We start from the raw sequence: 25,123 nt of genomic DNA on the forward strand, positions 1-25,123 counted from the left end.
CGTCATACCGGGAAGCTTATGCGGTGAGGCGGGCTGTCCCCTCGACCGGTGGGACTGCGAGGCCGCAGGTGGGGTGGGGGGGTACCGGTCGGCGGGCGCGATCTTCATACTGACGCGATGAAGAGAGCGGACCTCGAACGCCTCGACGGTCTGGCGCGCAATCCGGCCGCCCCGGAATCGATGCTCCTGCGGATCCTGACCGGCGCCGAGGGGCCGGTGCGCCGTTCCGTGTTCGAGCGGGACGAGGTCCCGGAGTCGCTGTGCGATGTCGCCGTGTCCCACCCCGACCGGGAGGTCCGTAGCTGTCTGGCGGTGGGCCGGGGCGCCTCCGGTGCGCAGCGGGCCCGGCTCGCCGCGGACCCGGATCCATGGGTACGCAGCCGGGTGGCGGCGGGCCCTGAGGTGCACGGCCGCTGGCGCAAGGCCGATCCCCTGCCGGACGAGGTGTGCGCCGCTCTCGCCCGGGACGAGGACCGGCAGGTACGGGCTTGGCTCGGCATGTTCGTCCCGGTTCCGGACGAGGTGTGGGCGCTGCTGCTCGCGGATCCGGAGGCGAAGGTGCGGGAGTCCGCCCTGTACCACTGGCGGCGTGCCCCGATCGAGGCGGTGCGGCCACTCCTCGACGACCCGACCCGGCGGTGCGGCGGGCGGCCGCCCATGTCGCGGACGTCGTCCTCGGTTCCCCCGCCGAGATCCTGGAACAGGTCGCCGCCGCGGATTCCGGCCGGGGGCGAGGCCGGACCGTCGCAGGCGCGGTGCTCACCGGTGAACTCGCGGACCGGCTGTACGCCACCGGCGACGAGAACGTACGCGCGGGGCTCACCGCCAACCGAGGGCTTCCCGACCGGCTGGTCACCGCCCTCGCCTCGGACGAATCCCCGGCGGTCCGGCTCGCGGTGTCCCTGCGGGCGGAGTTGACCGAGGAACGGCGGGCGGCGATCGACTGGCACGTCGGCCCGGAGGACCGCATCTTCCCCCCGGCGTGGGTGATGCAGTCGCTCACCGATCCCGTGCTCATGCGGGTCTGCGCCGAGTCCGCGCACCCGGGAATGCGGCGCTTCGCCGCGTACAGCCCGCATCTGCCCGGCGATCTGGTGGACCGGCTCGCCGCCGACGAGGACTTCGTGGTGCGGATGCTGCTCTGCGAGAACCACCCGGCGGCTTCCCGCGCTCCGGGCTGGCACGGTTCGCGGAGAGCGAGGATCCGGGGGCACGGTTGCTGGTCGCGCGGGATCCGGAGGCCCCCGCGGAGCTGATCGAGCGGCTGAGCCATGACCCGTCGGCCGGTGTCCGCTGCGTCATGGCCGGGGACGCCCGGCTGCCGGTGGGCCGGCTGCTCGAACTGCTCGACGAGCCGGAGACCATAGGGGCGGCGGCGGAGGGGCCCGCCCTTCCGCTCACAGCCATGGAGGCCATCCTCGCGGCGGCCGGGATCCCGTAGCCTGACGATCATGTTCGTACTCGAATTGACCTACACGGCCCCGGTCGAGCGCGTCGACGCGCTGATGGCGGAGCACATCACCTGGCTCGACGAGCAGTACGCGACAGGCGTCTTCATCGCCTCGGGCCGCAAGAACCCCCGGGACGGCGGCGTGATCCTGGCCGTCGGGGAGGACCGGGCGGCGATCGAGAAGATCGCGGCGGCCGATCCCTTCGCCGCGCACGGCGTGTGCACGTACCGGATCACCGAGTTCATCGCGACCAAGACCGCGCCCGGACTCGCCCCGTACCAGCAGCGGTTGCCGTAACGGAAGGGCGCCCCGCCACCGATGATTTTGCGTGGCGGGGCCGGTCTGTACGGGTATGGAGACCTACACACTGACCACAGCCGGCGCCGACCTCGTGTACGACGTCCGCGGACCGCTGCCCACCGCTGACGGCCGCCCGCCGTTGTTCCTGATCGGCCACCCCATGGACGCGAGCGGTTTCGTCGCGTTGGCGGGCCGCTTCCAGGACCGGACCGTCGTCACCTACGACCCCCGGGGGCTCGGCCGCTCCACCCGTGCGGACGCGCGGGTCGACTACACGCCCGAGACCCTGGCCGACGATGTGCACGCCGTCATCACGAAGCTCGGGGCCGGGCCGGTCGAGATGTTCGCCAGCAGCGGCGGGGCGGTCACCGCCCTCGCCCTCGTGGCCCGTCACCCCGGCGATGTGACCACCCTCGTCGCGCAGGAGCCGCAGCTCATCACCCTCACCCCGGACGGCCCGGCGGCCGTCCGGGCCCGGGCCGGGGTCCGGGACGCGTACGAGAAGCGGGGGTGGGGCGCCGGGATGGCCGCGTTCGTGGCCATGACCTCATGGGAGGGCGAGTTCACCGACGCCTACTTCGCCCAGCCCGCACCCGACCCCGCCGCGCTCGGGATGCCCACCGAGGACGACGGTTCCCGCGACGACCCGCTGCTGTCCGACCGGTCCTGGGCGGTTAGCGATCACCGGCCGGACGTCGATGCCATCGCCGCCGCACCCACCCGCGTGGTGATCGCCGTGGGCGAGGAGTCCCGGGCGGTGCAGACCGGGCGGACGTCCGATGCGGCCGCCGAACTGCTCGGGCAGCGGGCGACCGTCTTCCCGAGCCATCACGGCGGCTTTCTCGACGGGGAGTTCGGCTATCCCGGGAAGCCCGACGAGTTCGCGGCACGGCTGCGAGAGGTGCTGGACGCCTCGTAGGGCCGCGCTCTAGAACCCCAGGCGGGCCACCCGTCCCTTCTCGCCCGCCGCCCAGCAGCCCAGGTCGGGCGTGCAGTCGACGGTGTCGTACGAGCCGGTGTCGACCGTCCGCCAGGTGCGCCCGCCGTCCAGGGTGAGGTCGGTGCCGGTCGGGCCGACTGCCAGGGCGGCGGTGCGGCTGTACGGGAGCCAGGCGACGCCGGAGCGGTAGGCGGGCGGCGGGGTGGCGGACTGCCGCCAGCTCCGGCCGCCGTCGCCGGTGACGGCGGCCGCCTCGGGGGATGCCTGGTCGGCGCGGTAGTCGCCGCCTACGGCGACGCCGTGGGCCCGGTCCCGGAAGGCGACCGCGAAGACGCCCCGGGCCGGGTCGCCGGCCGGGAGGGTCGAGGCGCTCGCCGTCCAGGTCAGGCCCCGGTCCCGGGAGTGCAGGACCCGGGCGGTCTCGGCTCCCCCGGTGGTCAGCCAGACGTCCTTGACGCCGGAGCTGACCAGGCACTGGCCGCTCGCCGCGAACCCTGCCTCGCCGGGCAGGGCGGCGGGCATCCCCGCGTCGGGCAGGACCCGCCAGGAGCGGCCGCCGTCCGCCGTGGACAGGACCCGGAACTTCCCGTCGACCGGGTCGCCGGCCGCGAGGCCGTGCCGACTGTCGAAGAACGTCAGGCAGTTGAAGAAGGCGCGCGGATCGGTGTTGCGGAAGGACTCGGTCCAGGTCGCTCCGCCGTCCTCCGTACGCAGGACCCGGGAGGCCTCTCCCTCGCCGATGGCCAGGGCGACGGCCCGGCGGCCGTCGAACGCCTCGATGTCCCGCAGTTCCAGTTCGGCGGCGCCCGGAGGTGACACGTCCCGCCAGGTGCGGCCGCCGTCCGAGGTGCGCAGGACCGTGCCCTTGGACCCGGCGACCCAGGCGGTGGTGCGGCTGACCGCCGCGAGACCCCGGAAGCGGGATTCGGTGCCGGTGTCGGTGAGCTTCCAGCCGGGCAGGAGCCCGCGGACGGCGGCCTCCTGGGAGGCCGTCTTCGCCTCCGTGCCCTGCGCGCCCTCCGCCGCGTGCGCGCCCGGTGCGACCAGTGCGGCCGCCAGGGCCGCCCCTCCGGTCGCCAGTGCCATCAGCCGTCTCGTCTTCCCCATGGCCTTCATGGCGCTGGAAGCTAGCCCACGGGCCCGGACCCGTCCAGGGTGCGTCGCCGCCGAACGGGCAGGAGAGCGGGGGTACGCGGAGATCAGGAAGGGGTCGGCCGCGGCCGGTGACGCAGCTCACGCCGCGCGCCGGTGCACGAAACGAGGAGTTCCGTCGTCTACTCCAGTGCCGGGAACCGTTCACCCAGCCGCGAGAGGGAGCAGGTCTTGTCCAGCGTTATCGAGCAGTCCGTGCAGGCTCGCATGGTCGCGTCCGCACCGCGGATGGAGACCCTGCCCGCCACCTTGAGTTACGACCGCCAGTACCCCTTCGCCGTACGCATGGCGTTCCCGGCCCCGGCGACCCTGGAAGGCACCGAGGTCTCCTGGGAGTTCTCCCGCGAGCTGCTGACCACCGGGGTGGACTCCCCCGCAGGCCAGGGCGACGTACGCGTACGACCGTTCGGGTACGAGCGGACCGTGCTGGAGTTCCACGCCCCCGAGGGCATCGCCATGGTCCATGTGCGCACCGAGGAGCTGCGGCGCTTCCTCCAGCGGGCGCAGGAGCTGGTCCCGGTGGGAGACGAGCACCGGTATCTGGACCTGGACCGGGGCCTGACGGACCTGCTCGGCGGTTCCCGCTGACCCCTCGGCCGTAAATCCGGTTGCCGGGCCCGCGCCCCGGCCCTACCTTCGTGTGTGCCCCTGTTGTCGTCGATCGGAGTAGGACGTTGCTGATCTGAGGTCCTGTGCACACCGTGCAGCGCCCGCCGCGCCCTGTCGTGGCCCGGAGCGCCCGTGTGCGATCTCGGATTCCGCCGGCCGTCCTCGTCGTTCCCGACGTACAACGGGAGTTTTCGCATGTCTGCCACCGACACCCATATCAGCTGTACCTCCCTCTCCTTCTCCTGGCCCGACGGCAGCGAGGTCTTCACCGACTTCGATCTGACCGTGGGCCCCGGCCGCACCGGTCTCATCGGCCTCAACGGCTGCGGAAAATCCACCCTGTTGCGGCTGATCGCCGGTGAACTCGCCCCGCGGTCCGGGGTGATCACCACCCGTGGCGAGATCGGCCATCTGCCCCAGACCCTGGTCCTGGACACCGCGCTGCGGGTCGACGAGGTGCTGGGGATCGCGGACCGGCGCGCGGCGCTCGAAGCGGTCGAGTCGGGCGACGTCCGCGCCGAGCACTTCACGGTGATCGGCGACGACTGGGACATCGAGGAGAGGTCCCTGGCCGCCCTGGACGGGCTCGGCCTCGGGCGCATCGGGCTCGACCGCACCATCGGCGAGATGTCCGGCGGCGAGTGCGTCCTGCTGCGGCTGGCCGCCCTGCTGCTGGACCGGCCCGGGGTGCTGCTGCTGGACGAGCCGACGAACAACCTGGACGCGTACGCCCGTCGGCGGCTGTACGACGCGGTGGACGCCTGGACGGGGGCACTGCTCGTCGTCAGCCACGACCGGGAGCTGCTGGAGCGGGTGGACCGGATCGCGGATCTGCGCGAGGGTGCGGTCACCTGGTACGGCGGGAACCTGTCGGCGTACGAGGAGGCGCTCGCCGTCGAGCAGGAGGCGGCGCAGCGCATGGTGCGGGCCGCCGAGTCGGACGTACAGCGGCAGAAGCGTGAACTGTCCTCCGCGCACGTGACGTTGGCCCGGCGCACGCGGTACGGGCAGAAGAAGTGGGACACCAAGCGGGAGCCCAAGGTCATCATGGGGCAGCGCAAGCGCGAGGCCCAGGTGTCGGCCGGCAAGTACCGCATCCTGCACACCGAGCGGCTGGCCGCGGCCAGGGAACGCCTGGACGAGGCGGAGTCGGCGGTGCGGGAGGACGAGGAGATCCGCGTCGAGCTGCCGGAAACCCGGGTCCACCCGGGCAGCGAGGTGCTGCTGCTGCGCGACCCGGTGCCGCCTTACGGGCCGCCGCTGCGCGGTGAGTTGATGGTGCGGGGCCCGGAGCGGATCGCGCTGACAGGGCGCAACGGGGCGGGCAAGACGGCGCTGCTCCGGACGATCGCCGGTGAGCTCTCACCCCTCTCCGGCGAGGCGAGCCCTCTGGTTGCGACGGGGTATCTGCCGCAGCGGCTGGACGTGCTGGACGACGCGTCGTCGGTGGCGCGGAACGTGGCGCGGTCGGCCCCCGACCGTACGGACAACGCGGTCCGGGCGCGGCTGGCCCGCTTCCTGTTCAAGGGGGCCGCGGCGGACCGCCCGGCGGGAACCCTGTCGGGCGGGGAGAGGTTCCGGGCGACGCTGGCGATGCTGCTGCTGGCCGACCCGCCGCCCCGGCTGCTGCTGCTCGACGAGCCGACGAACAGCCTCGATCTGGCGAGCGTACGGCGGCTGACCGAGGCCCTGGAGGCGTACCAGGGGGCGTTGATCGTGGCGAGCCACGACGTGCCGTTCCTGGACTCGATCGGGATCACCCGGTGGCTCCGGCTGGACGGCGAACTGCGGGACACGACGGCGGAGGCGGTGCGCGAGGGCCGCTGAGAGGGCCCGGGGAAGGCCGCTGAGAGAGGCGCGGTGGGCCGGCCGTCCGGAGCTCACGCGGAGGGGGAGCCCGTCCGGCCGTGTCTCTCATCGGGGATCGGGGTGTGCCCCGGGCCTCTCGTTCGGATCAGGCCCGGAACCCGGCGGACCGGAGGCGTCGGCAGGGTCGGGGCCGGGGCCATCGACGGCCACGCGAGGCCGTCGATGGCGAGCCACGGCGCGGCGGCCACGACGGAGGGGGTCGCTCCGGTGAAGGCCCTGACCTCGCGGTGGAGATGGGCCTGATCGGCGTACCCGCTCGCGGCCGCCACCCGGGCGGCCGCGGTGCCCGCCGCGAGGAGGTGGGCGGCGTGGTCGAAGCGGACCAGCCGGGCGGCATGCTTGGGGGCGAGGCCGATCTGGGACCGGAAGCGGGACCACAGGCGTTTGCGGCTCCACCCCACCGTGTCGGCCAGGCTGTCGACGCCCGTCCGCCCCTTGCTGCTGACCATCAGCCGCCAGGCGGCAGCCACCTCCGGATCGGGCGACGGCCGGGCGTCCAGCCGCCGGGCGAGGGTGTCCGCCGCGATGGTGAACCGCTCCTCCCACGACGGGGCCGCCCGCAGCATCTCCTCGATCCGCCCGGAGTCGCGGCCCCAGACGTCCTCCAGCGGGACGACCGTTCCGCCGAGGTCGGTCGAGGCGCCGAGCACCGCGGCCGCCAGGACCGGCGACAACCGGATCTGCAGGCACTCGACCTTCCCGCCCGCACTGCCGCCGAACCGCAGGGCGCCCGATGCCAGCCCCACGACCGTACTGCCGTGTTCGCGCCGGCCATGGGCGTCGCGGACCAGGCCGTCCCCCTCGCTCAGGTCCACGAAGAGGGTGACCGAGGGATGCGCGACCATGGCGATGTCCACCTGGAGCGCGGCGAGTTGACGGAACCCGGCCATGGCGACCCCCGGGAGCCGGCTCGGCTGCCGGGGCACGGCGACCTCCACCGACGACCAGTCGGGGAGCGGCTCGGTCGGCTTCACTCCACCAGACTACGGGTCAGCGTCCCGTCACCGTGAAGCTCAGCAGCAACTCGGCGGTCTCCTGCGGCGCTTCGAGCGGCGGGAAGTGTCCGACGTCGGGCAGCATCTCGACCCGCGCCTTCGCCACCGTCCCGTAGAGGTGCGCCGAGGACGGGTTCCACCGGGGATCGGCTGCGCCGAAGATCACCAGTACGGGGACGTCGAGCACGCTCAGGCGCTCGGGGACGCTCCGCCCGGCGATGTACGCGGTGTTCCGGCTCAGCACCGTCCGGAAGGTGCGGTAGCCGATGCCCCGTACCTCGGCGACGAGGTCGTCCGGGACGTCCACCGGGCGGTTGCACACCGCGGTCACCCCCCGGCGGAGCATCGCGTCGGAACGTACTCGCCACAGCAGCGGACCGAGCGGCGGGGCGATGAGGGCCCGGAGGAGGGCGGGCTGCGGCAGGAGCGCGTCGGGGCCGGGACCGCTGCTGATCAGTGCGAGGGATTCCACCAGGTCCGGGCGGTGTTCGGCGAGGGCGGTGGCGATGTATCCGCCGCTGGAGTGACCGGCCACCGTGACCGGGCCCAGGCCGAGTTCGTCGAGCGCCACGGCCAGGCGGGCCGCCTGCTCGGGCACCTCGTACGAGTCCGCGGGCGGTGAGTGGCCGTGGCCCGGGAGGTCGACCCGGACGACGTGGTGCCGGGCGGCCAGGGCCGGCACCACCGGGCCCCAGGAGCTGCCCGAGGCGCCCGATCCGTGGATGAGGAGGAGCGGCGGCGCCTCGCGCGGGCCGTCGTGGACCATGTGCATTCCCTGCACGTACGTGCTGTCGTGGATACGCATGTACGCGAGAATGGCGGGGCCGACGGCCTTCGGTCTTGTACAAATGTCGTCACGGGGCACGTGGGCACCACGCATCTCGTCACCGCGCATGTGGATCGCTCGCAAAAAGGCGACAGAAGCTGTCTGGTATTCCGCCTAGCGTCGCGCCCATGAATCGCTTCCCCGAGCGCGACGCGGCACCGGACTCTCCCGGCTCCGCTCACCGCGACATCGTCATCACCGGCGCGCGCGAGAACAATCTGCGCGATGTCTCCCTCCGGATCCCGAAGGGCCGGATCACCGTCTTCACCGGGGTCTCCGGTTCCGGCAAGTCGTCGGTCGTCTTCGACACGATCGCCGTGGAGTCGCAGCGGCAGCTGAACGAGACCTTCACCTCGTTCCTGCGCAACCGGCTGCCGAAGTACGAGCGGCCGCACATGGAGTCCGTCGAGGACCTGTCGGTGGCCATCGTGATCGACCAGAAGCCGCTGGGCGGAAACGTCCGCTCCACGGTGGGCACGGCGACCGACATCTGGTCGGTGATCCGGGTGCTGTTCTCCCGGTGCGGGGCCCCCAGCTCGGGCGGGGCGAACGCGTACTCGTTCAACGACCCCGCCGGGATGTGCCCGGAGTGCGACGGAGTGGGGCGCACGGTCCACCTGGATCTCGACCGGGCGCTCGACTGGTCGAAGTCGCTGAACGAGGGGGCACTGCTGCTGCCCGGTCTGTCCGTGGGCAGTTGGGAGTGGAACCTGTACGGGAAGTCGGGGCGGTTCGACAACGACCTGCCGCTGGCCGAGTTCGGCGAGGAGGAGCGCCGGCTCCTGCTGTACGGCTCCGGGTTCTCCGTCAGCATCGACATGCGGAGCGGCTCGGCGGACATGAAGTTCGAGGGGGTCGTGACCCGCTTCGAGCGCCTGTACCTCAAGCGCGACACCACCTCGCTGTCCGAGAAGCGGCGCGAGGCGTCCGACCGGTTCACCGTGGAGCGGGTCTGCGGGTCCTGCGACGGGGCGCGGCTCAACGCGGCGGCGCTCGCCACCCGGATCGACGGGCTCACGCCCGCCGACTACGCGCGGATGGAGGTCGCCGAACTCGTCGGCGTACTGGAGCGGATCGACGATCCGGTGGGCGGGCCCATCGCCGCCGCCGCCCGGGAGCGGCTGGAGCGCCTCGTCGGCATCGGGCTCGGCTATCTGAGCCTGGACCGGGAGACCACGACCCTGTCGGGGGGCGAGGGCCAGCGCCTCAAGATGGTGCGGCACCTGGGCAGTTCGCTCACGGGGCTGACGTTCGTCTTCGACGAGCCCAGCGTCGGCCTCCATCCGCGCGACGTGGGCCGGCTGGGCGATCTGCTGGTGCGGCTGCGCGACAAGGGCAACACGGTGCTGGTCGTCGAGCACGACCCGGACGTGATGGCCGTCGCCGACCATGTCGTCGACATGGGACCGCGGGCCGGTTTCGACGGTGGCCACGTCGTCTTCGAGGGGCCGTTCGATCGGCTGCGCGAGGCCGATACGCTCACCGGCCGGTCGCTGCGCCGCCGCACCCCGGTGAAGGGGGCGGTCCGCTCCCCCACCGGTCAACTGCCGGTGCGCGGAGCGGATCTGCACAACCTCAAGGGCCTGGACGTGTCGTTCCCGGCCGGGGTGCTGACCGCGGTGACGGGGGTGGCGGGATCCGGTAAGTCGACCCTGGTGTCGCGGGTGTTCACGGCGGCGTACCCGGAGGCGGTGGTGATCGACCAGAGCGCGATCAACGCCTCGTCGCGTTCCACCCCCGCCTCGTACATCGGGGCGCTGGACGCCATCCGCAAGGTGTTCGCCCGGGAGAACGGCGTGGACGCGGGGCTGTTCAGCTTCAACTCCGTCGGGGCCTGCAAGGGGTGCTCGGGGCGCGGCGAGATCACGACGGACCTGGCGTTCATGGATCCGGTCACCACGACCTGCCCGGAGTGCGAGGGCCGGCGGTTCCACGACGACGTGCTGAAGCACCGGGTCGGCGGCCGGTCGATCGTCGACGTCCTGGCGATGACGGCGGCGCGGGCGGCCGAGCTGTTCGAGGATCCGGCGCTGCTGCGGAAGCTGCGGACCCTCGACGCGGTCGGCCTCACCTACCTCACCCTGGGGCAGCCGCTCTCCACACTGTCGGGCGGTGAACGTCAGCGGATCAAGCTCGCCACCCAGCTGCACCGCACCTCCAGCGTGTACGTGCTGGACGAGCCGACGACCGGGCTGCACCTGGCGGACACGGGGCCGCTGGTGGATCTGCTGGACCGGCTGGTCGACGCCGGGAACACCGTGATCTGCGTGGAGCACAACCTGGAGGTGGTCAAGCGGGCGGACTGGGTGATCGACCTCGGCCCGGACGGCGGCAAGGGCGGCGGGCAGCTGGTGTTCGAGGGGACGCCGGCCGATCTGGTCGCGCACCCGACGTCCGTCACGGGCGAGTACCTGCGCCGGGATCCGGGGGTGGAATCACCGGTCCCGGGAGTGGAATCAGCGATTCCGGAGGCGGAACCAGCGATTCCGGGGCGGTGAGAAGGGCCCGCGGAAGGCCCCCAGGCAGCTCTCACACACCTGCTCACCTGAGCCTATGACGCTGCGTAGCCCGTCCCTGCCGGGGACGGGCTTGGCTTTGGCCTTAACGTCGCCTTAACCTACGGTCACGTAACCTACGAAGCCGTAGGTAATTCTCCCGTCCCCAGGAGCTCCCCGTGACGATCACCTCTCCCCACCTCGGCAGTTCGAAGGCGTGGACCGACGCCCAACTGCTGTATGCGCTGGAAGAGGTGGTGGAGAAGGAACTCAACCGCCATCTCAAGGTGGCCAAGGACTGGATGCCGCACGAGTACGTCCCCTTCTCCGACGGCCGGAACTTCCCCGGCATCTTCGAGGACGGCGAGGCGTGGACGGCGGACCAGTCCAAGGTCACCGACATCGGCAAGATCGCTCTCGTGGTGAACCTCCTCACCGAGGACAACCTCCCCAGTTACCACCACGAGATCGCCTCCCTCTTCGGCCGCGACGGCGCGTGGGGCACCTGGGTGCACCGCTGGACCGCCGAGGAGGGCCGCCACGGCATCGTGATGCGCGACTACCTGCTCACCTCGCGCGCCGTCGACCCGGACAAGCTGGAGCAGTTCCGCATGGCGCACATGGCGGAGGGCTTCGAGTCGGACAACCGGCACTCGATGCTGCACTCCGTCGCGTACGTCGCCTTCCAGGAGCTGGCCACCCGCGTCTCGCACCGCAACACCGGCCACCAGTCCGGCGACCCGGTCTGCGACCGGATGCTGGCCCGGATCGCGACCGACGAGAACCTCCACATGGTCTTCTACCGCAACCTCCTGGGCGCCGCCTTCGAGCTGGCCCCGGACCTGACCATGCAGGCCGTGCGCGACGTCGTCGTCAACTTCCGGATGCCCGGACACGGCATGCCCGGCTTCGAGCGGGCCGCCGCGCAGATGGCGATCGGCGAGATCTACAACATGCGCATCCACCACGACGACGTGATCCAGCCGGTGCTGCGCTTCCTGAAGGTCATGGACATCGACGGGCTCGGCCCGGAGGGTGCGAAGGCGCAGGAGGAGCTCGGTCTGTACATGGGCGGGCTTGACAGCGAGGCGTCGAAGTTCGACGAGAAGCTCGCCGCCCGCAAGGCCCGGATGGCGGCGCGCGACCGCGCCTGATCCTTCCTTCCCTGCTCGCCCCGGCCCGCCCCGGACACCCCAGGTTTCACGGTGCTTGGCTGGGCACCCCGGTGCGGCCTGGGGCGGTCAGCCCCGGTCGCGGGCTTCTCTGCGCAGCCGCTCGCGCTCCTTCTCCGAGAGCCCGCCCCAGACGCCGAACCGCTCGTCGTTGGCAAGTGCGTACTCCAGGCAGGCCAGCCGTCCTTCGCAGGCGTTGCAGAGCTGCTTGGCCTCGCGGGTCGAACTGCCCGGGGCCGGGAAGAAGAACTCGGGCCCGGCCTGCGCGCACAACGCGGTCTCCTGCCAGGCGAGTGCGTCGTCGGTCACGGTGTTGATCAGCATGGAGCACACGCTGCCCGGTGGCGATAAACAACCGATCAACGATCCATCAATCCGGCGGTCGCCGCCCCGTCGCTACTGCCTCGGGTCGGGCTTCATGACCGCGAAGACCGCCCCGTAGGGATCGGCGACGTTGGCCATCTTGCCGACGCCGGGCACCTCCATGGCAGCCAGGATCTCCGTGCCGCCGAGCCGCTTCGCCCCGGCCACCGCGGCGTCGACGTCGGCGACCGCGAAGTACGGCAGCCAGTGGGGGCCGCGGGCGGCCTCGGACGGGACGTCGCCCATCCGGACCAGGCCACCGAAGGACGCGTCCGGTCCCGCGCCGGCCGGGTGGACCGTCGTGTAGGTGTAGTCGGAGCCCTCCACCTTCATCTCGTCGGTCCCCCAGCCGAAGACGCCGGTGAAGAACGCGGCCGCCGCCGGGACGTCGGGGGTGTAGAGCTCGGCCCAGAGGAACGCGTTCGGCTCCTGGATCACACCGAAGCCGGGGTGCTCCTTCGGCTGCCACACCCCGAAGTACGCGCCGGCCGGGTCGGTGAAGCCGCCCATGCGGCCGAAGTCGAGGACGTCCATCGGCTCGAACGCGGCGCTGCCGCCCGCCTCGGTGACCGCCCGGGCCGTGGCGGCGACGTCGGGCGACTGGAAGGAGACCGACCAGGCGCTCGGCGCTTCCTCCTCGGACACCGTCATCACCCCGCCGACGTACCGGCCGTCCAGGGTGAGCATCCCGTAACCCCCCACCTCGGGGCCGCCGGGGATCAGGTCCCAGCCGAACAGCTCCCGGTAGAAGGCGGTGGCCCCGTCGAGATCGGGCGTGCCGAGATCGACCCAGTTGGGCGCTCCGTCGAGGAAGGTGGGGCTGATCATGGCGTGCTCCTCAGTCGATCCGGGTGGTCCTGCTCGTCGGGTGCTGTCGGGTGGTTCCGTCCGTTTCGAGTCTTGCACCGGGCACTGACAGCCGCAGTCCGTGCGGGGCCGACCGAGGCGCGGTCCACCGGTCGGTGATCGCGTCCGCCGTACGGCCAGGGTAGGCAGCGCGTGCCCGCCGGGGCGAAGCGTTGGACCGGCGCGTCGCGCGGCGGTCGGCGCGAGGGGCCCGGGGGTGTCGGTGGGGCGTGGCACGATGGCGGGGAGGCCGGGAGAGCGGGGCCCCGGGCGGGTGAGACTCCCCTCGGGAAGAGAAGGACGTACACGTACATGAAGTGGAGCGGGGCGGCGGGCGGCACGGCCGGCGGAACACCCGCGCGCGGGGACACCGGGAGCCCGGTGCCCACCGGCGGTGCGGCCCGTGAGCTGCTAGCCCGGGCGGAGCGGCTCCTGGAGAGCGCCCGTGCCGTGCCGGCGGACCGGGCGAACGCCGTGGCCGCCGTACGTTCCGTGCTCGATCCGCTCCTCGACTCCCTGGTGGGCCGGGAGTTGGCCCGCATCCCCGTCTCCCGGCTCAAGGACGTCACGGAGGGACGGCTGCGGCTCGGGGCGCTGGAGCAGGCCGGGTTCGGCACGGTCGGGCAGGTCCACGGAACGGACCGCTACGCGCTGCGGCAGATCCCCGGGGTCGGCGCGCACACCGCCGACCAGGCGCTGGCCGCCGCCGGGCAGATCGCCCACGCCGTGCGGGACACCGTCTCCGTGCGGATCGACGTGGACGCCCCGGACGACACGTCCACCGCGCTGGTGATCGCCCTCCACCGGCTTGTCGCGGCGGGGCCGGACGCGCGGCGGGCGGTGGACGCGGCCCGGCGGCTGGCCGAACTGCTCGGTCCACCGGTGGCGGCGGCCACGCCGGCCGGGAGCCGGCTAAGGCTGCTGTTCGCCCGGCGGGACACGCGGGCCCGGGCGCGGGAGGCGCTCGACACGGTGCGGGCAGCGGTGGCGGACGCCGTGGAGCGGGAGCTGCCGGTGCTCTTCGCGCAGGCGTCGGCCGACCTGCTGCGCTCCCCGGCGTCACCCGCCGAGGCCTGGGTCGACTTCGAGCTGCGGTCCGCCGAGTTCTACAGCCTGCTCGCCGAGCTGTCCGGCAGCGGTCCCGACCGGGATGCCGCCGAGGGGTTCCTGCCCGCCGGGATCGCGGACCGGGTGCGGGCGCTACGGCTCGACGACACGCGTCTACGGGTGTCCCTGCGCGGCTACCAGGCGTTCGGGGCGCGCTTCGCCCTGGCGCAGAAGCGGGTGATCATCGGGGACGAGATGGGCCTCGGCAAGACCGTCCAGGCCATCGCCGCCCTCGCCCATCTCGCCGCCCACGGCGAGAGACACTTCCTCGTGGTGTGCCCGGCGAGCGTCCTGATCAACTGGACCCGGGAGATCCGGGCCCGCTCCACCCTGCGCGCCGTCCCGGTGCACGGGGCGGAGCGCGTGGAGGCCTTCGCGGACTGGCGTGAGGCGGGCGGGGTGGCGGTGACCACCTTCGACGCGCTGCATCTGCTGCCCGAGGGGGCGGCGGCCGCGGTGCGGCCCGGGATGCTGGTGGTGGACGAGGCGCACTTCGTGAAGAACCCCGAGGCCCGCAGGTCCCGGGCGGTCGCGGAGTGGGCGGAGCAGGTGGAGCGGGTGCTGTTCCTGACCGGCACCCCGATGGAGAACCGGGTGGAGGAGTTCCGCAGCCTGGTGCGCCAACTGCGCCCCGAACTCGCCCCGTCGGTCAGCTCCACGCACGGCGCGGCCGGTTCGCGGGCCTTCCGGCGGGCCGTCGCCCCCGCCTATCTGCGCCGCAACCAGGTGGACGTGCTGGCCGAACTCCCGGCGCTGGTCCAGGTGGACGAGTGGGAGGAGTTCGGGGCCGAGGACCGGGAGGCGTACCGCGAGGCGGTCGCCTCCGGGCGGTTCATGCGGATGCGCCGGGCCGCCTACGCCGTGCCCGGGACCTCCGCCAAGCTGGAGCGGCTGCGCGAACTGGTCGGCGAGGCACGGGACAACGGGCTGAAGGTGGTGGTCTTCTCCTACTTCCGCGAGGTGCTCGCGGCGGTCGGCGAGGCCCTGGGCCCGGACGTCTTCGGGCCGCTCTCCGGGAGCGTCCCGCCGGCCCGGCGGCAGGAGCTGGTCGACGCCTTCTCCGCGGTGGAGGGGCACGCGGTGCTGCTGAGCCAGATCCAGGCGGGCGGCACGGGCCTGAACATGCAGGCCGCCTCCGTCATCATCCTCTGCGAGCCGCAGGTCAAGCCCACGCTGGAGCACCAGGCCGTGGCCCGAGCGCACCGGATGGGGCAGGTGCGCACGGTGCAGGTACACCGGCTGCTGGCCACGGACAGCGTCGACCAGCGGTTGGTGGAGCTGCTGGCCCGCAAGGACCGGCTCTTCGACGCGTACGCCCGGCGCAGCGACCTCGCGGAGACGACCCCGGACGCGGTGGACGTCTCCGACGCCGAGCTGGCCCGGCGCATCGTCGAGGAGGAGCAGCAGCGGCTGGGGCCTGTCTGACGGCACCGGCACTCCGTGGCCGGGCCCGCCCCCTCCGCGGGCCCCGCGACGGACGGGGTCAGTGCTGGTGCTCCCCCGCGCCCGCCCCGGCGTCCTGCGCGGCGGCCTCCTGCGCGGCCTTCTTCTCGGCCTTCTCGGAAGCCTTCTCGCCCGCCTTCTTCTCCGTGGCTCCGGCCGTGTGGTCGTGGGGTTCGTACCCGGGGATCGTGCCGTCGGCCTTCTTGATCAGCAGCAGTCCGGCCATCCCCATGTCGGAGTGGCTCTGGACGTGGCAGTGGTACATCCACGCGCCCGCGCCCACGCGTTCGCCCGCGATGATCTGGAGGCCGAAGGAGTCCGCGGGCCCGCAGATCTTGTTGTCGATCACCCGGCTCGGGTCGTCGGGGCCGGTGAGGATGCCGGTGCGGTTGTCCGCCCAGCGGTGACCGTGGATGTGGAAGGTGTGGTAGAACTCGCCGTGCGTGATCATCACGAATTCGAGCCGGTCACCCACCGTGGCCTCGAAGTTGACGCTGTTGTGGGCCGTCTTGTTGTTGATCATCATGTCGTTGAAGACGACCGTGCACGTCTGGTCGGGCAGGATGTCGCCCTTGCGGCGCACGACGACCGGCCCGTAGAGCCCCTTGCGGATGCCGCCGGTGCCGTGGTCCGTGCCGACGACGTGGTCGTGGTAGTGCCAGTAGCCCGCACTGCCCGGCTCGTAGGTGCCGTCCTTGCGGCGGCCCGGGGCGTGGGTGCGCCAGGTGTACGTGCGGGTGCCGCCGGGTTCGACGTGACTCTTGTTCATCCGGGTGCCGTCGTTGGCGATGTCGTAGTCGACGCCGTGGACATGGAGGCTGGCGTCGACGTCGGTGAGGTTCTCGAACTCGATGTGGACCGTGTCGCCCTCGTTCAGCTCGATGAGGGGGCCGGGGATCGAGGCCTTGCCCTTCTCGAAGCCGTAGCCCAGCTCGCCGTTGGGCAGCTTCTCGGCGTACATCTTCAGTCGGCGCGTGACACCGCCGGCCGGGGCCGTACGCGGCGGGTTCTCGGCCGAGCTCGCCTCGACCGCCCCGAGCGACAACGATGTCACCCCCGTCGCGGCCGCCGCTGCGCCGCCGACCAGCATCCGCCGGCTGAAGGTCCTTCGGTCCATGTCGAACTCCCCACTGCGAAAAGGAAACTGGCGAAGCCGCCGATACGGAACGGTGCTCGCGGGATCCCCGGAACGGGCCACACCGTAGCCGGGGCATCTCCGTTTATCCACACTCAGGACAAAGTTCGTGCGATTGCTGCCGTAGCTATTGGCGGACCGCGAAAAGAGGTCTAGCTTCGTGCGCTGTCGCAGTGAAACAGGAGTTACCGAAGCGTTCTGACGCAGAGTGAGCAAGCCACAGTCACCGAGAGGTGCAGTGACCACAGAGGGGTGGGTGACCACATGCAGCGCGCATCACATCACCGGTCCAGATCACGACGCGGCCTCGCGGCGGCCGTGGCGGCCGGCGCACTGACCGTGTCCATGCTGGGCGGCGGCGGCCCGGCCAGCGCGGACCAGTCGCCGGACCGGGCCCTGGTGGAGAAGATGGCGACAACGTTGTCGCTTCCCTCTCCCCCGGGCGCGAAGAACCAGGTCAAGGTGCTGGTCTTCCACGCGTCGGCCGGCGACGAGGCCTCGTACACCGACGCCGGTATCGCGGCGATCGAGAAGATCGGGCAGACGGGTCCGGAGGGCCAGCGGTTCACCACCGTGGCCACCGCCGACCCGAAGGTCTTCACCAACGGCAAGCGGCTCGGCTCCTTCCACGCCGTCGTCTTCCTGACCGGCGGGGGCGACGTCCTCGACCCGGAGCAGGAAGCGGGCCTGGAGGCGTACATGGAGGCCGGCGGCGGCTTCCTCGGCGTCCATGACGCGGCGCGCACCGAGCCGTACTCCGACTGGTTCACCGGTCTGGTCGGGGCCCGTCCGGCGGCGAACAGCCCGGCGTCCGTGCAGCGGGCGACCGTGGAGATCGGCGACCGGGTCCACCCGGCCACCAAGAGCCTGCCTCTGGAGTGGAAGCGGCCCGACAAGTGGCTGAACTGGACGAAGAACCCGTCGGGCGACGTCCACACCGTGGCGCGCGTACGGGAGTTGACGTACAAGCCGGGCGAGAGCGCCAACGGCTGGGACCACCCGGTCTCCTGGTGCCGCGACTACGACGGCGGCCGGTCGTTCTACACGGCGATGGGCGGTACGGCCGACAGCTTCGCGGAGACCGACTTCCGGGACCATCTGCGCGGGGCGCTGTCCTGGACGAACCGGACCTCGCAGGCCGACTGCAAGGCGACGATCACCTCGAACTACACCGCCGAGCGGGTCACCCAGCCCAACCAGCCGGGCCAGAACGACCAGATCGGCGAGCCGCACGGCATGGTGACCGCGGCGGACGGAAGGGTCTTCTACATCGGGCGCGGCGGGGCCGACAGCTCCCAGCCGGTCGTCACCGACTGGGCCGACCCGAACATCGGCAAGGGCAAGGGCGAGGTCCACGTCTACGACCCGGAGACCAAGAAGGTCACCCTGGCCGGTGCGCTGGACGTCTTCGGCAACAAGGGCGGCGGCGACGAACTGGTCAAGAACGAGGAGGGGTTGCTCGGCATCGAGCTGGACCCCGACTTCGCTTCCAACGGCTGGGTCTACCTGCACTACACCCCGCACGCGAAGATCGACCGCGACAAGCGCATGGCGACCCGTCAGGTATCGCGCTTCACCTTCGACTCCGCGACGGACAAGCTGGACCTCGCCTCGGAGAAGGTGCTGCTCGGCTGGCCGGTGCAGATCAACAGCTGCTGCCATGCGGGCGGCGGCATGGCGTGGGACTCGCAGGACAACCTGTACATCGCGACCGGTGACAACAACTCCTCCGGTTTCAGCGACGGTTACTCCGGCAACAACCCGCAGCCGAACTACAAGGGCGTCTCCTTCGCCGACGCGCGGCGCACCGCGGGCAACACGAACAACCTGAACGGGAAGATCCTGCGGATCCACCCGGAGGACGACGGCACGTACACGCTGCCGTCCGGCAACCTCTTCACCGGCAAGGAGCCGGACGAGGGCGGCGGCAAGACGCGCGGCGAGATCTACGTGATGGGCGTGCGCAACCCGGCCCGCATCTCGATCGACCCGTCGACGGACACGCTGTACGCGGGCTGGGTCGGCCCCGACGCGGGCTCGCCGTCCACCACCTGGGGCCCGGCGAAGTACGACACGTTCGCCGCGATCACCAAGGCGGGCAACCACGGCTGGCCGTACTGCATGGGCAACAACCAGCCCTACCGGGACCGTAATCTGCCGGACCCGACGAAGCCGCTGGGCTGGTACGACTGCAACGCCCCGAAGAACGAGTCGCCGAACAACGACGGCCTGGTCAAAATCCCGCCGGTGACCCCGAACACCATCTGGTACTCCCCGCAGGGCGGCGGGGTCGACTACCCGCGCGACGAGAACGGCGTACCGAGCTACAAGCCGGAGGAGGGCAAGCAGCTGCTTCCCTGGCTCAAGGGCGGCGGCCAGGCCACGATGAACGGCCCGGTCTACCGCTACGACGCGCAGAGCGAGTCCGCCGCCAAGTGGCCGGCCTACTGGGACGGCAAGTGGTTCGTCGGCGACTTCTACGACGACACGCAGCCCCGGCACGCCGTGATCACCGACCCGAAGACGGTCGGCAAGGGCGGACTGCCCACGCACGCCGAGTCGTTGCAGAAGATCATCCCGGTCGGGGCGGACGGTATCCGCAATCTGATGGACTGGAAGTTCGCGCCGGACGGTTCGCTGTACGTCCTGGACTACGGGCGCGGCTTCTTCACCTCGGACGCCAAGTCGGCGCTGTGGCGCGTGTCGTACAAGGGCGGCGGCGCGACGCCGGCCGCCACGGATCTCGTCGGGAAGGCGGCGGCGAAGTGAGACACCATCCCTACCTCGCACGCAGGCGGCATCGTCCGCGGAGTTTCTGGGTGGCCCTGCTGGCCTCCCTGCTGATGGTCCTCGGGCTGACCTCGACGGCCGCGTACGGCAAGGGCGACGACGCCCCCGGGGCCAAGGCCGCCGACCAGGTGCTCACCTGGACCGCGGGCGACCCGATCGACCACTACCTGACCGCGCCCGAGACGGCGGTGGCCGGCAAGGCGACCATCGTCTTCGAGAACAGCACGGCCACCGGCAACACGACGAGCATGCCGCACACGCTGACGTTCAGCACGTCGGACCCGGAGCACAACCAGGACGTCCAGCTGAACATCCTGGCCAACCCGAGTGACTCGGAGGGCGGCAAGCACAGCGTCGAGGTCACCCTCACACCGGGGACGTACCTCTACTCCTGCACGATCCCGGGCCACGGGCAGATGAAGGGCGTGCTCACCGTCACCGAGGGCGGCGGCGGCGATGACACCGAGGCCCCGGCGACCTCGGCGAAGGTCGACGGCGACCAGAACGGCGACAGCGCGTACATCGGCCAGGCGTCGGTGACCGTCGAGGCCACCGACGCGGGCTCCGGCGTCGACACCGTGGAGTACGCGCTCGGCACGGACGGCGAGTGGCAGCCCTACACCGCGCCCGTCGTGGTGAACGAGGTCGGCGACCACACGGTCCGCTACCGGGCCACCGACAAGGCAGGCAACGCGGCCGAGGAGAAATCCGTCGACTTCGCGGTGGCCGCCCCGCCGACCGACGACGAGACGCCGCCGGAGACCTCGGCGACCGTCACGGGCGAGAAGGACGACGCGGGCGCGTACCTGGGCATGGCCACGGTCACGGTGACCGCGTCCGACACCGGGTCCGGCGTCAACACCATCGAGTACGCGCTCGGTGCGGACGGCGAGTGGCTGCCCTACACCGCCCCGGTGATGGTCCACGAGGTGGGCGAGCACTCCGTCCGCTACCGGGCCACCGACCGGTCGGGCAACGTCGCCGACGAGAAGACCGTCGACTTCACCGTGGTGGAGCCGCCGTCGCAGGACCAGACGGCTCCGGAGACCTCGGTGAAGGTCGAGGGCGACAAGAACAGCGACGGCGCGTTCATCACCAGCGCCAAGGCCACCGTCACCGCGACCGACGACGACTCGGGCGTGGAGAAGGTGGAGTACAGCCTCGACGGCGGACCGTACCTCGCGTACACCGCCCCGGTGATCGTCGACCGGGTCGGCCACCACTCCATCGCCCACCGGGCGACCGACAAGGCGGGCAACACCTCCGAGGCGAAGAAGGTGTCGTTCACCATCGCCCAGGGCGGCGGCGTTCCCGCGCCGAACTGCGCGGAGTTCGACGAGCGGCACACCGTCTTCGTCGGCACGGTCGACACGGGCGTCCCGAACCGGATCACCCGTAACCGCTGCACGATCAACGAGCTGATCGAGGACGAGAAGGACTGGTCCTCCCACGCCCTGTTCCTCAAGCACGTGACGGCGGTCCTCGACAAGCTCAAGACCGACGGCGTGATCGACCAGCGCGAGCGCAAGGCGATCAACCAGGCCGCCAAGGCGTCGGGCATCGGCAAGCCGGGCCAGTCCGAGGGCTACACCAAGCTCTTCGACGGCACAGCGGCCTCGCTCGCCAAGTGGGAGCAGGTCGGCGGCGGCAAGTTCGAGCTGAACGAGGAGGAGGGCTCCATCACCAGCTCCACCGAGGTGGAGGGGATGGGCATGCTGTGGCTGCCGAACCGGGCCTACGGCGACTACTCGCTCAAGCTCCAGTGGCGGGACGACGCCCCGGGCTCGGGCAACGCCAACGGCGGGGTCTTCGTCCGCTTCCCGAAGGTCCACGACCACCCGGAGGAATCCCGTCCGGAGTGGGTCGCCATCAAGTACGGCCATGAGATCCAGGTCAACGACCGGCCGGACGGCGACATGTACAAGACCGGTTCGGTGTACGGCTTCGACCGGGTGGGTCTCGGCGGCGCCGGGGTCACGCCCAAGGGCACCTGGAACGACTACGAGATCAAGGTGGTCGGCCAGCACTACGAGATCTACCGCAACGGTGTCCTGATCAACGAGTTCGACAACACCGGCGGTCAGCTCTTCGAGCCGCCGCGGGGCGACGACCCGGGCACCGACGGCCGGCGGTTCGCCTCCGGTTACATCGGGCTCCAGGTCCACGGCGTCACCGACGTCATCTCGTACCGCGACATCCGTATCAAGGAGCTGTAACCCGCACCGAGGATCTCAGGAGGCCGTAGCCGCATGCTCAGGCGTGCGGGCGCGGCCTCCTGGGTGTCGGTGCCGCCACACCCAGAAGACCGTGCAGGAGACCAGCGCCCAGGCGGCGAGCACCAGGTACGGGAAGACGAACTGGTGGCCCTGGTAGTAGACGGCGGTGTGCTGGGCGTTGACGGAGGCCCCCGGCGGCAGCCAGCGGCCGATGTGTCCGAGCACCGAGGGCAGCAGCGGCCAGGAGACCGCCCCGCCGGAGGACGGGTTGCCCAGCAGCACCATGACGCCCCAGGTCGGGATCATCGCCCAGCGGCCCATCAGGGTGTTGAACATGGTGAAGACCATGCCGGAGGTGAACATCGTGAACGCCAGGATCAGCCAGGACTGGACGAACGGCAGGTTCACCGCACCCAGCCACCAGTCCACGGCCGCCGCGATGGCGAAGCCGCCGAGCAGGGCGTAGGCGGCGGTGAAGGCGATGCGCTCGGCCGGGTTGAGGCCGTGGGCGTGCACGCTGAGCTGGATCGCGCCGAGGAAGCCCATGATGACGGCGGCCAGCGAGATGTAGAACAGGGCGAGCCCGCGCGGGTCGCCCTGCTGGAGCGGCTTGATGTCCCGGACGGTGACCTCGACCCCGGTGGCCTCCCCCACCTCGATCCCCGCCTTGCCGATCAGCTCGGCCACGGAAGCGCCCGAGGCTCCGGCCACGTCGAGCGCCACCCCGTCGTCCGACGCGCGGACGATGGTGAAGACCTTCTGTTCGTCCAGGGCACGGCGGGCGTCCGCGACGTCCGGGTAGTCGTGGAGCTCCAGCGAGGCGTCGAGGGCCTTCTCCATCCCCGCGACGAACGCCTCGCCGCGCTCCGCCTCCGGCTGGGTGACCAGGGCCGCCGGAATCCGGTGCGGGGTGGGGTTCGCCATCGCGTACGTGTAGGAGCCGGCGAAGAGACCGGCCGCGGCGGCGACGATCAGGACGAGGACGGTCGCGGGGAGGAACGGGCTGTTCTTGTACGCCACCCAGCGCTCGCGGAGCGTCAGCGGCCGGCCGTGCGCGCCGTGCCTCTCGCTGCTTCCGCCCTGCTCTCCGCTTCCGCTCACGCGAGGTCACCGTCGTCGTCATCGTGGCGGGCTCGGCTGGGCTGGACGCGCTTGGGCTCGCCCGGCATCTTCGGGTACTCCGGCGGGTACGGCATGTCGCCGAGGCCGCGCTCCTTCTCGTCCCGGTCGGCCAGCTCCAGCAGCGCGTCGAGCCGGAACGCCTCCTGGTCCATGTCGGCGTGGACGTCGCCGAGTTCGGCGTACCGCACCGGGAGGGTCCGGATGTCGAAGTCGCGGGGTTCGGCGTCGTCGATCTCGTCCCAGCGCAGCGGTGCGGAGACCGGGGCATGCGGGAAGGGCCGTACGGAGTAGGCGGAGGCGATGGTGCGGTCGCGGGCGGTCTGGTTGAAGTCGACGAAGATCCGCTCGCCGCGCTCCTCCTTCCACCAGGCGGTCGTCACCCGCTCGGGCATCCGCCGCTCCAGCTCGCGCCCGGCGGCGATGGTGGCGCGCCGCACCTCGGTGAACGTCCAGGCCGGCTCGATCGGCACGAACACGTGGATCCCGCGCCCGCCGGAGGTCTTGGGCCAGCCGCGTACGCCGTGGTCCTCCAGGACGGAACGCAGTTCGTGGGCGGCGGTGACCGCGTCGGCGTAGTCGGTGCCGGGCTGCGGGTCCAGGTCGATGCGCAGCTCGTCCGGGTGGTCGGTGTCCCCGGCGCGGACCGGCCAGGGGTGGAAGGTGAGGGTGCCGAGGTTGGCGGCCCAGATCACGGCTGCCAGCTCGGTGGGGCAGATCTCGTCGGCGGGGCGGCCGCTCGGGAAGGCGATGCGGGCGGTGGGGATCCACTCGGGGAGGTTCTTCGGGGCGCGCTTCTGGTAGAAGAAGTCGCCCTCCACCCCGTCCACGAAGCGCTGGAGGGTGGTCGGACGGTGGTTCAGGGCACGGGTGATCCCGGGGCCGACGGCCAGGAAGTACTCGGCCACGTCCCTCTTGGTGTAGCCCTTCTCCGGGAAGTACACCTTGTCCGGGTTGGACAGCCTCACGGCCCGTCCGCCCGCGTCCAGCTCCACCGCTGCTCCCATGACGGCCACCGTAGGCCGGTCGCACATATGCCGCACATCGGGAGACATGGGCGGGTGCGCGGTCCAGAATCGGGCCATGGACCTGCCGGTGATGCCACCCATCAAGCCGATGCTCGCCAAGTCGGTGGCCAGGATCCCGCCGGGCATGGCGTACGAGGCGAAGTGGGACGGCTTCCGGGCGATCGTCTACCGGGACGGCGACGAGGTCGAGATCGGCAGCCGTACGGGCAAGTCCCTGACCCGCTACTTCCCGGACCTGGTCGACGCCGTACGGGACAACCTCCCGCCGCGCTGTGTGATCGACGGGGAGATCGTCATCGCCCAGGAGGGGCGTCTCCAGTTCGAGCTGCTCAGCGAGCGCATCCATCCGGCGGACTCCCGGGTGCGGATGCTCGCCGAGCGGACCCCGGCGAGCTTCATCGCCTTCGACGTCCTCGCGGTCGACGAGACCTCTCTGTTGAGCACCCCGCAGGTGGACCGGCGGGCCGTGCTGACGGCCGCCCTGGCCGGCGCCTCCGCGCCCGTGCTCCTCGCCCCGTCCACCACGGACATCGAGGTCGCCCGGGAGTGGTTCGACCGGTACGAGGGGGCCGGGCTCGACGGGATCGTGGCGAAGCCGCTGGATCTGCCGTACCGGCCCGACACCCGGGTGATGTACAAGATCAAGCACGAGCGGACCGCCGACGTCGTGGTGGCCGGCTACCGCGAGCACAAGAGCGGCCCGGTCGTCGGCTCGCTCCTGCTCGGCCTGTACGACACCGGGGGCGTGCTCCAGCACGTGGGGGTCTGCGCGGCCTTCCCGATGAAGCGGCGTGCCGAGCTGGCCGGGGAACTCGCCCCGCTGCGCTGCGATTTCGCCGAGCATCCGTGGGGCGCCTGGGCGGACGCGGCGGCGCACGAGCAGTCCCGGCTGCCGGGGACGCAGAACCGCTGGACGGGCAGGAAGGACCAGTCCTGGGTGCCGTTGCGCCCCGAGCGGGTGTGCGAGGTGGCCTACGACCACATGGAGGGCGACCGGTTCCGGCACACCACGCAGTTCCGCCGGTGGAGGCCGGACCGGGCTCCCGCCGGGTGTACGTACGCACAGTTGGAGGAGGTCGTCTCCTACGACCTGTCCGAGGTGCTGGCGGGCGGCTGACCCGGCCCCGCCGTGCCCCCGCTCGCGGGCATGGACGGCGGCCGTCGGGGCACGTTCCGGTGGGGGGGGGGGGCCCCCCCCCCCCCCGGGGGGCGCCGCCCCCCCCCCCGCGGCGGCCCGCGCGGCGGGGTTGGTGGGTCGGGGGGGGCG

20 protein-coding genes are annotated in these 25,123 nt (G+C 71.7%); 12 read left to right on the forward strand and 8 right to left on the reverse strand.

Translation table 11 applies throughout. The features are described 5' to 3' along the window. The first annotated feature begins 638 nt into the window (after positions 1-638). Genes JS521_RS36710 through JS521_RS17905 form a run of 4 tightly spaced genes read left to right on the forward strand, consistent with a single transcriptional unit; the run spans position 639 to position 2,670 of the window. A complete protein-coding gene (locus tag JS521_RS36710; protein WP_239487438.1) occupies positions 639-1,256 on the forward strand; it encodes a hypothetical protein in 618 nt (205 codons plus the stop codon). Beyond that, positions 1,217-1,441, forward strand: a complete 225-nt coding sequence (locus JS521_RS36715) for a hypothetical protein (RefSeq protein ID WP_239487439.1) — start codon at positions 1,217-1,219, stop codon at positions 1,439-1,441. Before JS521_RS36710 ends, JS521_RS36715 begins: the two co-directional genes overlap by 40 nt. A gap of 10 nt (positions 1,442-1,451) precedes the next feature. Continuing rightward, the gene (locus JS521_RS17900) at positions 1,452-1,748 is read left to right on the forward strand and encodes a YciI family protein (RefSeq protein WP_205083971.1); all 297 of its coding nucleotides are present in this window, start codon (positions 1,452-1,454) and stop codon (positions 1,746-1,748) included. Between the two features lie 55 nt (positions 1,749-1,803). Beyond that, entirely contained in the window at positions 1,804-2,670 is an 867-nt protein-coding gene (locus JS521_RS17905) for an alpha/beta fold hydrolase (RefSeq protein ID WP_205083972.1), read from the forward strand. A 9-nt stretch (positions 2,671-2,679) separates the two neighbouring features. Here the strand turns inward: JS521_RS17905 and JS521_RS17910 are convergent, their stop codons facing one another. Beyond that, positions 2,680-3,777 carry a WD40/YVTN/BNR-like repeat-containing protein gene (locus JS521_RS17910; protein ID WP_205083987.1) on the reverse strand — a complete coding sequence of 366 codons (1,098 nt, stop codon included), beginning with the start codon at positions 3,775-3,777 and terminating at the stop codon, positions 2,680-2,682. Positions 3,778-4,014: 237 nt separating this feature from the next. On the opposite strand from JS521_RS17910, the gene ssgD reads away from it, so the two are divergent. Continuing rightward, positions 4,015-4,431, forward strand: a complete 417-nt coding sequence (gene ssgD / locus JS521_RS17915) for a spore wall synthesis regulator SsgD (RefSeq protein ID WP_205083973.1) — start codon at positions 4,015-4,017, stop codon at positions 4,429-4,431. A 216-nt stretch (positions 4,432-4,647) separates the two neighbouring features. Beyond that, on the forward strand, positions 4,648-6,279 hold the full coding sequence (locus tag JS521_RS17920) for an ABC-F family ATP-binding cassette domain-containing protein (protein WP_205083974.1): 1,632 nt from the start codon (positions 4,648-4,650) through the stop codon (positions 6,277-6,279). A gap of 53 nt (positions 6,280-6,332) precedes the next feature. Here JS521_RS17920 and JS521_RS17925 read toward each other — a convergent pair whose 3' ends face one another. Both JS521_RS17925 and JS521_RS17930 read right to left on the reverse strand, forming a co-directional pair. Continuing rightward, positions 6,333-7,295 carry a helix-turn-helix domain-containing protein gene (locus JS521_RS17925; RefSeq protein ID WP_372448593.1) on the reverse strand — a complete coding sequence of 321 codons (963 nt, stop codon included), beginning with the start codon at positions 7,293-7,295 and terminating at the stop codon, positions 6,333-6,335. 16 nt (positions 7,296-7,311) lie between these two features. Beyond that, a complete protein-coding gene (locus JS521_RS17930) occupies positions 7,312-8,121 on the reverse strand; it encodes an alpha/beta fold hydrolase (RefSeq protein ID WP_205083975.1) in 810 nt (269 codons plus the stop codon). Between the two features lie 149 nt (positions 8,122-8,270). Here JS521_RS17930 and JS521_RS17935 point away from each other — a divergent pair, with 149 nt between their 5' ends. Both JS521_RS17935 and JS521_RS17940 read left to right on the forward strand, forming a co-directional pair. Further along, positions 8,271-10,640, forward strand: a complete 2,370-nt coding sequence (locus JS521_RS17935) for an ATP-binding cassette domain-containing protein (RefSeq protein WP_205083976.1) — start codon at positions 8,271-8,273, stop codon at positions 10,638-10,640. Positions 10,641-10,816: 176 nt separating this feature from the next. Then, entirely contained in the window at positions 10,817-11,791 is a 975-nt protein-coding gene (locus tag JS521_RS17940; protein WP_205083977.1) for an acyl-ACP desaturase, read from the forward strand. Between the two features lie 87 nt (positions 11,792-11,878). Here the strand turns inward: JS521_RS17940 and JS521_RS17945 are convergent, their stop codons facing one another. Then, complete coding sequence (locus JS521_RS17945; RefSeq protein WP_205083978.1) at positions 11,879-12,133, reverse strand: WhiB family transcriptional regulator; 255 nt, start codon at positions 12,131-12,133, stop codon at positions 11,879-11,881. Positions 12,134-12,205: 72 nt separating this feature from the next. Further along, positions 12,206-13,000, reverse strand: coding sequence for a VOC family protein (locus JS521_RS17950; RefSeq protein WP_205083979.1), 795 nt, complete (start codon positions 12,998-13,000; stop codon positions 12,206-12,208). 330 nt (positions 13,001-13,330) lie between these two features. Between JS521_RS17950 and JS521_RS17955 the strand changes: the two genes are divergently transcribed. Further along, positions 13,331-15,550, forward strand: coding sequence for a DEAD/DEAH box helicase (locus JS521_RS17955; RefSeq protein WP_205083980.1), 2,220 nt, complete (start codon positions 13,331-13,333; stop codon positions 15,548-15,550). Positions 15,551-15,608: 58 nt separating this feature from the next. On the opposite strand, the gene JS521_RS17960 is transcribed toward JS521_RS17955, so the two are convergent. After that, positions 15,609-16,685, reverse strand: coding sequence for a multicopper oxidase domain-containing protein (locus JS521_RS17960; protein ID WP_205083981.1), 1,077 nt, complete (start codon positions 16,683-16,685; stop codon positions 15,609-15,611). 336 nt (positions 16,686-17,021) lie between these two features. Between JS521_RS17960 and JS521_RS17965 the strand changes: the two genes are divergently transcribed. Continuing rightward, the gene (locus tag JS521_RS17965) at positions 17,022-19,472 is read left to right on the forward strand and encodes a ThuA domain-containing protein (protein WP_205083989.1); all 2,451 of its coding nucleotides are present in this window, start codon (positions 17,022-17,024) and stop codon (positions 19,470-19,472) included. Continuing rightward, positions 19,469-21,709, forward strand: a complete 2,241-nt coding sequence (locus JS521_RS17970) for an OmpL47-type beta-barrel domain-containing protein (protein WP_307847907.1) — start codon at positions 19,469-19,471, stop codon at positions 21,707-21,709. The genes JS521_RS17965 and JS521_RS17970 overlap by 4 nt, the downstream gene beginning before the upstream one ends. Before the next feature lie 15 nt (positions 21,710-21,724). Here JS521_RS17970 and JS521_RS17975 read toward each other — a convergent pair whose 3' ends face one another. Beyond that, the gene (locus JS521_RS17975) at positions 21,725-22,810 is read right to left on the reverse strand and encodes an ABC-2 transporter permease (RefSeq protein ID WP_205083983.1); all 1,086 of its coding nucleotides are present in this window, start codon (positions 22,808-22,810) and stop codon (positions 21,725-21,727) included. Beyond that, positions 22,807-23,835 (reverse strand): non-homologous end-joining DNA ligase, encoded by a 1,029-nt coding sequence (gene ligD / locus JS521_RS17980; RefSeq protein WP_239487442.1) that lies wholly within the window; start codon positions 23,833-23,835, stop codon positions 22,807-22,809. The genes JS521_RS17975 and ligD overlap by 4 nt, the downstream gene beginning before the upstream one ends. A 76-nt stretch (positions 23,836-23,911) precedes the next feature. On the opposite strand from ligD, the gene JS521_RS17985 reads away from it, so the two are divergent. After that, entirely contained in the window at positions 23,912-24,973 is a 1,062-nt protein-coding gene (locus tag JS521_RS17985) for an ATP-dependent DNA ligase (protein ID WP_205083984.1), read from the forward strand. Positions 24,974-25,123 lie beyond the last annotated feature (150 nt).

Source organism: Streptomyces durocortorensis (genome assembly GCF_016901035.1).
GTDB classification, from domain to species: Bacteria; Actinomycetota; Actinomycetes; order Streptomycetales; family Streptomycetaceae; genus Streptomyces; species Streptomyces durocortorensis.